12 protein-coding genes (1 of these 12 only partly in view) are annotated in these 11,124 nt (G+C 57.1%); 2 read left to right on the top strand and 10 right to left on the bottom strand.

The window, feature by feature from the left end; translation table 11 throughout:
- On the top strand, positions 1 to 1,272 hold the 3' portion of the coding sequence (locus G6Q15_RS03560) for an MFS transporter (protein WP_164115695.1). Its footprint begins 372 nt before the window's first position; 1,272 of the gene's 1,644 nt are visible here — the last part of the coding sequence; its start codon lies beyond the left edge, outside the window; its stop codon occupies positions 1,270 to 1,272.
- A 22-nt stretch (positions 1,273 to 1,294) separates the two neighbouring features.
- On the opposite strand, the gene G6Q15_RS03555 is transcribed toward G6Q15_RS03560, so the two are convergent.
- The 3 genes from G6Q15_RS03555 to G6Q15_RS03545 form a co-directional block, all read right to left on the bottom strand.
- Positions 1,295 to 1,858, bottom strand: coding sequence for a superoxide dismutase family protein (locus G6Q15_RS03555; protein ID WP_240330730.1), 564 nt, complete (start codon positions 1,856 to 1,858; stop codon positions 1,295 to 1,297).
- A 31-nt stretch (positions 1,859 to 1,889) separates the two neighbouring features.
- Positions 1,890 to 3,191, bottom strand: coding sequence for a UDP-glucose/GDP-mannose dehydrogenase family protein (locus tag G6Q15_RS03550; protein WP_164115693.1), 1,302 nt, complete (start codon positions 3,189 to 3,191; stop codon positions 1,890 to 1,892).
- 228 nt (positions 3,192 to 3,419) lie between these two features.
- Positions 3,420 to 4,553 carry an OmpA family protein gene (locus G6Q15_RS03545; protein ID WP_164115691.1) on the bottom strand — a complete coding sequence of 378 codons (1,134 nt, stop codon included), beginning with the start codon at positions 4,551 to 4,553 and terminating at the stop codon, positions 3,420 to 3,422.
- A gap of 198 nt (positions 4,554 to 4,751) precedes the next feature.
- On the opposite strand from G6Q15_RS03545, the gene G6Q15_RS12225 reads away from it, so the two are divergent.
- Positions 4,752 to 5,087 (top strand): hypothetical protein, encoded by a 336-nt coding sequence (locus tag G6Q15_RS12225; protein WP_240330729.1) that lies wholly within the window; start codon positions 4,752 to 4,754, stop codon positions 5,085 to 5,087.
- On the opposite strand, the gene G6Q15_RS03535 is transcribed toward G6Q15_RS12225, so the two are convergent.
- The 7 genes from G6Q15_RS03535 to G6Q15_RS03505 all read right to left on the bottom strand — a co-directional run bounded on the left by G6Q15_RS03535 (position 5,066) and on the right by G6Q15_RS03505 (position 11,023).
- Positions 5,066 to 5,419, bottom strand: coding sequence for a hypothetical protein (locus G6Q15_RS03535; RefSeq protein ID WP_164115687.1), 354 nt, complete (start codon positions 5,417 to 5,419; stop codon positions 5,066 to 5,068). The two genes, G6Q15_RS12225 and G6Q15_RS03535, sit on opposite strands and share 22 nt — an antisense overlap.
- A 152-nt stretch (positions 5,420 to 5,571) precedes the next feature.
- Positions 5,572 to 6,459, bottom strand: coding sequence for a hypothetical protein (locus G6Q15_RS03530; RefSeq protein ID WP_164115685.1), 888 nt, complete (start codon positions 6,457 to 6,459; stop codon positions 5,572 to 5,574).
- A 130-nt stretch (positions 6,460 to 6,589) separates the two neighbouring features.
- Positions 6,590 to 7,852, bottom strand: a complete 1,263-nt coding sequence (locus tag G6Q15_RS03525) for a phage major capsid protein (protein WP_240330728.1) — start codon at positions 7,850 to 7,852, stop codon at positions 6,590 to 6,592.
- Between the two features lie 97 nt (positions 7,853 to 7,949).
- A complete protein-coding gene (locus tag G6Q15_RS03520) occupies positions 7,950 to 8,783 on the bottom strand; it encodes a DUF5694 domain-containing protein (protein ID WP_164115684.1) in 834 nt (277 codons plus the stop codon).
- A gap of 58 nt (positions 8,784 to 8,841) precedes the next feature.
- Positions 8,842 to 9,252 (bottom strand): HK97 family phage prohead protease, encoded by a 411-nt coding sequence (locus tag G6Q15_RS03515; protein WP_240330727.1) that lies wholly within the window; start codon positions 9,250 to 9,252, stop codon positions 8,842 to 8,844.
- A complete protein-coding gene (locus G6Q15_RS03510; protein WP_164115680.1) occupies positions 9,249 to 9,557 on the bottom strand; it encodes a DUF6127 family protein in 309 nt (102 codons plus the stop codon). Before G6Q15_RS03510 ends, G6Q15_RS03515 begins: the two co-directional genes overlap by 4 nt.
- 314 nt (positions 9,558 to 9,871) lie before the next feature.
- Entirely contained in the window at positions 9,872 to 11,023 is a 1,152-nt protein-coding gene (locus G6Q15_RS03505) for a phage portal protein (protein ID WP_164115678.1), read from the bottom strand.
- Positions 11,024 to 11,124 lie beyond the last annotated feature (101 nt).

Here is an 11,124-nt window from a genome sequence, read left to right as displayed (position 1 = left end):
CCAGCTGCCTATTCTCTCTTGCAAGACTATTTTCCGAAAGAGAAGCGCGCCACTGCGCTCGCATTTTACAGCAGCGGTATTTATGTCGGCGTCGGCGCTTCGCTGATTTTCGGCGGCGCTGTTATTGCTTATTGGGATACGCATTTCACACCCGCGACCCGGCCATTTGGTCTCGCTGGCTGGCAGGCAACTTTCCTCGCTTTCGGCATACCCGGGCTTTTGCTTGCGGCCTTAATGCTGTTTACGGTACGCGAACCCGTCCGCGGTTTTTTTGATGGTGTAGCCAGCAAGAATGATCCCCACCCTTTCCGTTCAGTCGGACGCGAAATGGGGGTGATGTTCCCGCCTTTCAGCATGTTCAATCTGGCCCGTAATTCTGACAGCAAGAGCCCGCTCATGCGGAATATATTTGTGGCTGGAGCTGTTTTGGCGGTGGCGGTGCTGCTTATTATGTGGACCGACAATTTGCTGTCAGAAGAAAAACGCGGACAGATCGCACAGATTGGCAACCTGAAAATCACCACCAATGTCGTACAATGGACCGCCATGGCTATAGGAGCCTATTGCAGCTATAGCTGGCTGCAGTCGATACAGCGCCGCGATCCGCCAACAGCCCGCCTGATCGCCAATAAAAGCTTTGCCATGCTCGCACTGGTCGGCGGCCTTGCCTCTTTTGCAAGTTACGGCCTTTCGCCCTTTATATATGTCTATGCCGTCAACACATTCGGTGTGGGACCAGAGGCTGGATATACACTTGGATGGATACTCGCAATCAGCGGCGGGCTTGGCACAATTTTTGGCGGCATGATTTCGGACCGGGCCAAAAAACTGCACCCTTCGGGTAGGCTCTATGTTGTGTTCATCGCGCTATTCATCAGCGCCTGCATAACGTTCCTTCAATTGACTACGCCCAGCCTTACGCTTTTCTACACATTCCTGGGCGTTGCCAATTTCCTGCAAATCATGTGGCTCGCACCGGTTGCCGCCACCAGCCAGGATCTCGTCCTGCCGCGCATGCGCGGAACTGCCACAGCGGTTTTCTTTTTAGGCACAAATATTATCGGCCTGGGAATGGGGCCGTTCGTTGTCGGCCTGATAAGCGATGTAACGGGTGACCTGCGCTTCGCAATGCTGTCGGTGCTGTTCCTGTTTCCCGTGACATTTTTCATGCTGTTCATGCTGATCCGGCAGATCCCTGCCATGGAAGCCAGTGTAGTGGAGCGTGCCCGCGAAGCTGGCGAAGAGATAGAAAGTCCGGCAGTTACAGCTTAACCGCGGCCGATCAGACCAAGCGCTAGTTTACACCCCCCGTGCTGAGGGCAAATACACCGCAGGCTATCCGGCTACCGCTATCGCCGCTTGGATCCGTTTTCATATCATCCGGCCCGGCGTGAATTACGAACGCAGCGCCATCGCTATCCATAAGCGCCATATCACCTTCCTGTACTGTGCCGCCTGCGATACTTGCTTCAAGTATGCCGGTGCCGTTGCCGGCAATGACAAGATTTGGCAAGTCGCCAGCATGCGCACCCTGAGGGTTTTCCAGTCCGTGCTGCGCCCCTTGTGGATTCCAATGACCACCTGCGCTTTTGAAATCCGGAGTTTTACAGGCACCCGTCATATGAATGTGCACGCCTTTTTCACCCGCAGGCAGGTTTTCGGCATTGAGCGTTAGCAAAAGGCCATCGCTGCCTTGCGCTATAATCGCCTCCCCCACTGCTTCACCGGAGGCCATATGCAGTTCAGCGCGCGCCACCTGCGACCTTGCTGCTTCAACCGGCGGTTCCACACGCTGATTATCGCACGCTGCCAGAGCCATTAGTGGAATGAAAATCAAAGCTTTTATTGATGTCCGCATTGTGCCGCCTCCTGCTCTTGCCAGAGCGTATTCACCTGCCGATGCTGAAATAGTCAAAACCAAGTTTTTGCATATCGTCCGGCTGATATATGTTGCGCAGGTCCACGAGTGTTTTCGCATTCATCTGCCCGGCAATACGCCGCATATCCAGGGCGCGGAAAGTGTCCCACTCCGTAACAATCACCAGCGCATCTGCGCCCTCGGCCGCTGCATAGGCATCATTTGCCATATGTACATCCTCCATGATGTGCGCGGCCTCCACCATGCCTTCTGGATCATAGGCGCTTACGTTTGCGCCTGCATCCTGCAGCGCCTGTACGATTGCGATCGAGGGTGCATCACGCATATCGTCTGTATTCGGTTTGAAAGTCAGGCCAAGCACCGCAACTTTCTTGCCACGCACTTCACCGCCCATGGCATCAATAACCTTGCGGCCCATTGCACGCTTACGGGTGTCGTTTACCTGCACAACCGATTCCACAATCCGCACCGGGCTATCATAATCCTGCGCCGTTTTCATGAGCGCCAGCGTGTCTTTCGGAAAACACGAGCCGCCATAACCCGGCCCTGCGTGCAGAAATTTTGCACCGATGCGATTGTCCAGGCCAATTCCACGCGATACATCCTGCACATCCGCGCCCACTTTTTCGCACAGGTCAGCAATTTCATTGATGAAGGAAATCTTGGTGGCCAAAAATGCGTTGGCCGCATATTTGATGAGTTCCGCCGTGCGGCGCCCCGTAAACAGCAAAGGCGATTCATTGAGGTAAAGCGGGCGGTAAATTTCACGCATGACATCACGCGCTTTTTCATCATCCGTGCCAATTACAATGCGGTCAGGGCGCTTAAAGTCTCCAATTGCAGCGCCTTCACGCAGAAATTCGGGATTGGACACCACCGCGATATCAAGATCCGGCGCATGTTCACGCATGATGCGTTCCACTTCGCCCCCTGTACCAACAGGAACAGTGGATTTGTTTACGACAACAGCGGATTTTGAAAGGTTATCGGCTATCTCGCCTGCCGCTGCATAAACATAGCTAAGGTCCGCATGCCCGTCACCCCGGCGTGATGGCGTGCCCACCGCAATAAAAATGGCATCCGCATCCGCGACACCTGCAGCCAGGTCAGTTGTGAAGCTGAGCCGTTTTGCTTCCACATTGCGTGCCACCAGGTTTTTGAGGCCTGGCTCATAGATAGGCATTTCGCCGCGTTCCAGCCCAGTCACCTTATCTGCATCCTTGTCGACACAGATTACATCGTGTCCGAAATCGGAAAAACAGGCGCCTGAAACAAGTCCCACATACCCTGTGCCTATCATCGTGATTTTCATATATGTCCGCCTGTAACAATTACTGTTTGATAGCAGTCATATTAAGGGCAAAGCCGAGAATATCCATAAAATTATCGCAGCGATACGATCCCAGCGCGGACAGCCGCAATTCGGACTATCCAGTCTATGCGGACAGGTCGATGCCGCGTTTCACACGATCTTGACTGAAAAGAAAAAGGGCCAACCCGAAGGTCAGCCCTAATTCTTTTTACCGAAAATTTCGGTTTATTACATGCCGGAACCTGGACCGTATGTGATTTCCACACGACGGTTCTGAAGTTCGCGAACACCGTCAGCTGTATCAACGCGAAGTTTGGTTTCACCAAATGCTTCCGAAGAAATCGCAGCTGCTGGAACATTGCGTGATTCCAGATATGCACGAACAGATTCGTTACGACGCTGTGACAGGCCAACGTTGTAAGACGCGGAACCTGATGTGTCGGTGTGACCTGCGAGCATGATTGGAACATTGCGGCATGATGTATTTGCATAGGCAGATACAGCATTGTCCAGAATGGTCGCTGCTTCAGGTGTGATGTTCGACTGATCGAAGTCGAAGAACACGATGTAAGGACCTGTTGCACATGGAGTTGCCACTGGCGCCGGTGGTGGTGGCGGTGGTGGAGGTGCAACTACAGGTGGCGGTGGCGGAGGAGGTGCCACAGGAACCGGATCAGGAGTGCCGCCAAAATTGTAAATCAGGCTACCCAGGATCGAGTGTGAACGGAAACGTGTGTCAACATCACGACCGATACGGTCAACAAGATTGATTTTGTCAGCGTTGAAGAAACGGTATTTCAGGCCAACGTCCCAGCTGTCGCTAAGAGGTGCGCGAACACCGGCAAGAGCCTGCCAAGCGAAGCCTGTGTCGGAATCATCCAACCATGGGCCACCTGCAGGTGTCTGTGCAATGTTGTCAACGTTTACACGTGCAACACCGGCACCGCCGCCAACAAAGCCCTGAACGCCGTCATCATCGCCGAAGTCCAGCATACCGTTAAGCATGAAAGACAGGACATTGCTATCACCGGCAACGCCAGGGAAAATACCCGTAGGGCCAATGCCGCTATTGCCGGTTGGAATACGTACTGTTGAAGTAAGGCTATCAGGATCAGCTTCGCGCCAGCTTACTTCTGTTTCCAGACGAAAACCGCCAAAGTCATAACCAACATAGCCGCCAAAATCATAACCAACTTTATGATCAAGACTTGCAGCATCACTAATGCCGCCAATATCCAGATCCATGTCTTCAACGATGGTCGCACCACCGTCAACACCAACATACCAAGCATCATCACGTGCGTTTGCAGGTGCTGTGAAAGCTGTGGATGCAAGTGCCAGTCCAATGACTAACTTCCGCATTTAATTTCCCCTTTTCTATTTAGGAACGAGAATTCAGATGCTCTACCTAACGCTTACTAAGACAGTGTGCAAGCTGACAATTAACGATTCTGTTGCCAAAATGTCGCCATTTTGGGGTAATTTATGTAAAAATAGGTATATAATCCTGATTATACCCTGAAAAGTTTCAAAACAACCTGAATATGGCAACTCAGTTCCATGGACTTCACGGAAAGAATCGGAAGTCACGCAATATACCCAGAATGGAACCTATCGCAGCTCTCGCTTCCGCATCAATTGTCGTACCTCCTGTTGGCGCCAGCAAAGCGGTTGGCACAAACCATCCATTCCCTTGAAAAATACGGAAACAGTCAGCTTGCCGGTCAAAAACGCGCGCGCCGGTTTTTGGCTCCCAATACCGCCATCCATTTTCTGTCCAACTCGCTATTTCACCATCATGATCCATCCATTCACCTTGCGCCGATGCCAGCACCAGCCAGCTTTGCCCCGGTTCAGGAACAAGGACGTCCGGATTACCTGCTGCCGTCTCTATGAGGTGCGAGCGGGAAGGCGGCACCTTCAGCAGGCAGGCCTTCCACCCCGTCAATCACCTGCACCGGCGTAAGCGGCAGCTTCTGCCACGTGCTGCCCACCGGCAATATCGCGGTGCAGGCCCGCTGCATCAGCGCCTCGCCCAGAAAACCCTCGCACAGCGTGGTGGCCGCGCGGGTCAGGTCATGGCTGCTTTCAAACAACGCCAACCCGCCTTCTTCGGCGGGCACAACATGCCAGTCACTGGCCGTGATGACCTGTCCGTCCAGATATCCGGCGGACCAGTCCATCGCATAATCCAGGCGTGCGCCCGGATCCTTGAGGTAAAGGCTCATGGGAAATTCCTTTGTCATGATGTTGTGAATTCACGGGCGCGTCGCGCGCGTGTCCTTCGCCCGGCGGTCAGGCGCGTTCTGACGCCGCGATTGTACATCTTTGGTTAGCTGCGCGGCAATGGGAACAGACGCGATCGCATATCCCTGCAGCATCACCGTTCTGCCGCGAAGCTGATACCCGACAGGCTGATCCAGCTGGCCGGGCCGCTTTGCAGCACGACATCGCCATTGCTGCGCACATAGACGCCGACATTGCTCCCGCCGCTGCGACAGGTAAAATAATGCTGCGACCCCGGACGAAAACCGGATGGCAGCGAGAAAAACACGCTGTTATTGGTGTCCTGCCCGCCCGCAATCGTACCCGACAGATGCACCCGGCCCGACGGGTCACGCATATAATGCGGATCGGCGGTAAAGCTGGCATGGGGCGCCCAGCCATTGATGAGCGTTGGCGCATATTGCACGCCGTCCCACAGACCCCAGCCGCTGGCCGTCATATGCCGCATCGCCTGTCGCTGCGCCCCATATGCCGTGGTGCCGATATTGCGCTGATAGCCGCTGCCATCACTGTGGCGCAGCGTCACGACCTGCCCCGCAAAGGGAAAACCGCTACCCGCCGTTTCCACCGACAGCCCCGGCGGATAGTCCGCAGGCAGGTCGGCGCTGTCACGTACGGCGCCCAGGGCGACAGTGGAACCTGGCTGAGGCACATATTCGGCTGCCTGCTGCCCGGTGAACCAGTCCGCCGCGACCGTCAGCGCGACGGTTTTCAGACCGCCCGAAAAATTGGTCGCCGCGCCGTCATTGGACGAGGCCAGCGGGCTGCGCACCAGACGGCCCGCGCCATCAATGTTGCCCATGCCCGTTTCCCATTCATGCGGGTGCGAAACGCCGGTAATGACATAGTGAAACTGCGCGCCCGCAGGGACCACGGCCTCGAACCTGCGGTGTCCCGGCAGTGCGCCTTCCAGCGCCAGCGATCCGGCGCCGGGCGCAAAACTGCGTTCCCGCACCAGATCAGCAAAAAATAGATCGGTCATATATGAATTCCTGTCAGGATAATGGATAAACGCCCGCACCGGCCAGGGGAGGGAAACCGGTGCGGACGCCTTTTCCCGCAAGGGGAACTGTTAAGATGTGCTAAACTGCATCAGCTTGCCGCCGCCAGCTTTAGCTGGCGGAAAAGCGCATGAATTTCAGGGCTTCGCTGTTCATCACCTGTCCGCCGACACGCTTGGTCGCGTAGAAATGCACGAACGGCTTATTGGTGAACGGATCGCGCAGGATGCTGGTGGCAGAGCGCTCCGCAATCAGGTATCCGGCGCGGAAATTACCGAATGCGATCGATAGCGAGTCCGCCGCGATATCTGGCATGTCCTCAGCCTCGACCACCGGATAGCCGAGCAAAGTATCGGGTGTGCCGCTCGCCAGTGAAGGCTGCCACAGGAACGCGCCATCGCTGGTTTTGAACTTGCGGATACGCGCCAGTGTCGCGCTGTTCATCACAAACGCCGCGCCCTGCCGGTAAGAGGATTTGAGCGAATGGACCAGATCAACCAGGCGGTCCTCGGCCAGCGCATCAAAATCACCCGCCGCGCCCGAGGGGATATATTGCAGCGTACCGAATACGCGCGCACTATCCACTTCGTCACTCACCGTTTCATTCAGGAAACCGCGCGGCTGGTTCACGCCACTGCCGCTGACAAACGCCGCGCCTTCCGCACGGGCGAATTCCTCGGCAATCTCGCCCGCCAGCCAGCTTTCGACATCGAACGCGGCATCGTCAAGCATCGCCTGCGACGCCGCCGGGTTGGCGTAAAGCTCACCGGAGGGCGGCGCGATTTCGGCAAAATCGGGCGTATCCGTCTCTGGCCTGCCTGCCGTTTCACTGACCCAACCCGACGGCGTGCCGCCGGTGGTCACAAGCTTGCGGTATCCGGCGCTGCCCGTCTGCACGACATTTGCCAGCGCGCGGATGGGTGAGATGCTGGCCAGCGTCCTGCCAATCACGGCATCAATTTCACGCGGCACGGCATAACCGCCATCGCTCGCGGTAGCGCCATTAAAGCTTTTCAGCTCGGTCTCACGCCCACTGCGCAGATAGCCATCGACAAAGGACTTGCTTTCGGGCGATTTATCCGCTGCACCATCCCCACCCGAAAGCGCGGGCCGCGCCGCCGCCGTGGCGATCTTGGTCATGCTCGACTTGATCGCTTCATTGTCGTTTTTGAGCGCACTGACATCGGCCTTCACCTCGGTCACATCGCCTTCCAGCGTATCGAGCCGCTGCGCATGCGCCTGAGCGCTCAAAAGCACGTCAAACGACTCCTCCATCGGATCGCGCGGCGAAGCGGCGGGCGCAACACCTGCCTTTGTCTCGACAGGAGCTTCGGTTTCAACAAGGGCTTCACAGGGGTTTGAGAGATTTTCCATAGGGGTAATTTCCTTTTTGGGTTTGGGGTTTGGGGGATTGTTTCAGGCACAAAAAAACCGCCCGGTTGGGCGGCTTTTCGTTCACACTCATATTGTCTTATTCACGTAGCATCACATCGGCTTTTTCCAGATAGGGTTGCACGACTTCGAGTTCATAGCCAGGTGTGTTCCTGACCATTTCTTTCAGCCAGTAATTATGGCCGCTGCCATAGACCACGATCACGCGGTCGCCGGGCCGGGTCACCTGGGTGAGCTTGCCAAAAATCTTCGCATTGCGCATGAACCAGTAGGCGGCAAGTTCCGCGCCGGTCTGTTTTTCGCCTTTGCCGATCGTCATGATATCCCAGTAAAAGGCGGTGGGTACTGCATCGCTGTTCCAAAATGAAAGCAGCCGCGGGACGGTCTGTTTTTCCTGCATCTTTTCAAAGCGCGCAAGCACCGGGGCGAAATCAGACATTTTCTTCAGCCGTTCGGCATCACCCGTTTCTTCCGCCTGCGCGGCGACAGCGCCATAGGGGAAATAGTCAGGCTCGTCTCCTTCCGGTTGTTCGTCAATCGCATAAACCCGGTCAATCCCCGCCAGATGGGCTGTGCGATACCCGATCTGTACGGTTTCGTTCCTTTCCCTGCCAAGGTCCGCGGGCGTAAAAGCCATATAGCCGCTATCCGCATAGGGCGGCGCAGCCCGCGCCTCGACAGCCACCGCGTCCGGCGAAAACGTCTTTAGCGTGACCGCCAGCGCGGCCAGTTCGCGCTGGCGTTTTTCGGCGAGCACATCATCCGCTTTCGCATTATTGAGATCAAGCCCGGGATTGGCAAAATGATAGGTTCCCAGGACCATCACCCGCACCGGCTCCGCCTGTGCCTCTTCTGCTTTCGCAGGCAATGCAGACAGGGAAAACAGGCATATCGCAGCAATCATCTTTTTCATCAGGACACTCCCCCAGGGAATATTTTCACTGTGTTACTGTTATATGGATATATAACAGTCAGGCAATTTGCAAGCTCTCCTTTATTGCCAGGTGCACCCGCGCCATAGGCATCATCGGGGTGTGGACCAGGCTGACCTCGACAATATCGACTTCCGTGAGTTCGCGCGGGGCCGTGCCACGTGCCTGCCGGACGCGGTAGCCGAAGCTGAGGCCGCGTGCGCCGCGCGCCAGCATGGCCGCCGCTTCGCTGCCCTCCGCAATGTCGCCAATGACGCACAGGCCGCGTGCATCCTCACGCGCATAGGTCACATGGCCGACCGCGCTGCCCGGGCGGTGCTGCCAATAAACGGGCAGGGAGCCGCCTGAACGTTCAAGCGAGCGCGCAAAAGCGCCCGGGCGGATCATGTCGCCGCCACGGTCAATCCGGTCAAATATCGCGGCATAGCCTGCGAAACGGATGCCGCTCACCCGATCAGGTCCGCGAGGCCAAGGCGGTACGCAATGCCGATCAAGAGCAACGCCAGCGTGCCGCGTACCGCCCATGTGATGGCCGCTTTCCACGCGCTTGCCTTGGCATCGCGCCAGGCCTGCAGCAGTTCACGGATTTCGGCGAGATCATCCTGCGCGGTCTCATCTGATAGATGCAGCCGCTCCAGCACACGGCCCGCGCCCAGGTCGCTGGCTTCCTCCACAATCGCGCGCAGTGTCACAAGGTCACTGCCTTCACTTTGCGCCTGTGCCATCAGGCGGGCGAGCATATCTTCGTTGTTCATGGGGTTTTTCCTTTTCGTTATTTGATCTCACGGCAATTCACTACGTGAATGCCTCCGATGGGGTTCGGGCCAATAAGGCCCGACGCGCAGTCGCGCTTGCGAACGGCGAATTCGCCGTTCGGGATTTTGCCAAATGGAGTCGCTCGTTTAGTCGAAACAAAATGATCGCTACCGTGTCGCGATATCCCGAGTTGCGTCCAGCAACTCGGCAAGGACGACCGGCCGCCGGCGCCTATTGCGCCGAACCCATTTGGAGGCGTGAGCAAAGCGAACTAGCCGTGAAATCAAAAAATTCGCAGCACCGCCGCCGCGCCTCATTTCACTCCCAATATGTTCCGTTTTTCCTGATCGCTCAGAAACTCCGCCGCATTCACCTGTTTCCACAGCCGTTCGCGGTCCTCGGCAAGCGCGGTGATTTTATCGAGATCGACCGACAGCGCCGCATCCGGCCACCAGCCTCGCAAGCCTTCTGCCAGCGCGTCCAGTATCTTGCCCGACAGCGGCAGCAGCGTGAGCCGCCACAAGGCGCGGTTGGCCTCGCGGTAATTGGCATAGCTATTGTCACCCGGCAGGCCGAGCAACATGGGCGGCACGCCAAATGCGAGCGCAATGTCCCGCGCCGCCGCGGCTTTGAGCGCGACAAAATCCATGTCGGCAGGCGACAGGCTGATCGGCTGCCATTTCAGACCGCCTTCAAGCACCATCGGCCGCCCGGCATTGCGCGCGCCGCTAAACGTCGCGGTCAGCTCTGCGCGCAGCCGGTCAAACTGCTCCGGTGACAGCGGCATGCCCCCCTCACCCCCGTCATGCACCAAAGCGCCCGATGGCCGCGCCGCATTGCCCAGCAATGCCGCGTTCCAGCGCGCGGCGGCATTGTGCGCCGCCACAGCCCCCGCCGCCGCGCCCAGACAGCCCAGGCCGTAATGGTCATCCGACGGATGAAAACCTTTTATGTGAATGACCTGCGGGTATCCGTCCGGTGTTTCCGCATCGAATCGCGTGTGGTTTTCCCCGGCGCGATAGGTAAAGGCGGCAGGCCAGCCCTGCACATCAACCTCAACCGTCACCCGGTCGGGGCGCAGCGCATAAAGCCCTGCCGGCATTCCATCACCCCCGCGTGCGACCTGCACATAGGCATTGCCGTGCAGCAACAGGTGCGCCGCGATCGTCTCCAGCAAGGGTTGCCCCGCACTGGCGGCGCTGACCAGCGCGCGGATACGGTCATCCGAAACGGCAAGCGGCGCGCCCGCAATCCCTTCCGTCACAATCCGCACCGCGCGCTGCGCCACCGGATTGCGCTCGTACGCCGCTTCAACGTCACGCGTATAAGAAAAGGGCGCTTCATCGCCAGATGAAACGCCCTCGGCATAAGTGGGTATCACGCCCGCACCGCCCCCGTAACGGGACAGAGCCGGACGCCCACCCCCACCCTTGAAAGCGAGGGACAGCGATTTGAAAAGGTTCATGTTTTGGGTTCCTTATGTACTAATCGTCATGCTTATTTTTTGATTTCACGGCGAACCGAGTCTGTTTGACCTCGCGGCAATTCACTTCGTGAATACCTCCG

Origin of the sequence: Sphingorhabdus sp. Alg239-R122 (assembly GCF_900537065.1) — a bacterium.
Classification (GTDB): domain Bacteria; phylum Pseudomonadota; class Alphaproteobacteria; order Sphingomonadales; family Sphingomonadaceae; genus Alg239-R122.
The sequence above is the reverse complement of the archived record's forward strand: the minus strand, read 5'-3'. Positions and strand labels throughout refer to the sequence as shown.

Coding starts and splice junctions, on each gene's coding strand:
- G6Q15_RS03510 (WP_164115680.1), bottom strand. CDS start 9,557: ATGAACAACGAAGATATGCTCGCCCGCCTGATGGCACAGGCGCAAAGT.
- G6Q15_RS03525 (WP_240330728.1), bottom strand. CDS start 7,852: ATGGAAAATCTCTCAAACCCCTGTGAAGCCCTTGTTGAAACCGAAGCT.
- G6Q15_RS03535 (WP_164115687.1), bottom strand. CDS start 5,419: ATGAGCCTTTACCTCAAGGATCCGGGCGCACGCCTGGATTATGCGATG.
- G6Q15_RS03550 (WP_164115693.1), bottom strand. CDS start 3,191: ATGAAAATCACGATGATAGGCACAGGGTATGTGGGACTTGTTTCAGGC.
- G6Q15_RS03555 (WP_240330730.1), bottom strand. CDS start 1,858: ATGCGGACATCAATAAAAGCTTTGATTTTCATTCCACTAATGGCTCTG.
- G6Q15_RS03530 (WP_164115685.1), bottom strand. CDS start 6,459: ATGACCGATCTATTTTTTGCTGATCTGGTGCGGGAACGCAGTTTTGCG.
- G6Q15_RS03520 (WP_164115684.1), bottom strand. CDS start 8,783: ATGAAAAAGATGATTGCTGCGATATGCCTGTTTTCCCTGTCTGCATTG.
- G6Q15_RS12225 (WP_240330729.1), top strand. CDS start 4,752: ATGGACTTCACGGAAAGAATCGGAAGTCACGCAATATACCCAGAATGG.
- G6Q15_RS03505 (WP_164115678.1), bottom strand. CDS start 11,023: ATGAACCTTTTCAAATCGCTGTCCCTCGCTTTCAAGGGTGGGGGTGGG.
- G6Q15_RS03545 (WP_164115691.1), bottom strand. CDS start 4,553: ATGCGGAAGTTAGTCATTGGACTGGCACTTGCATCCACAGCTTTCACA.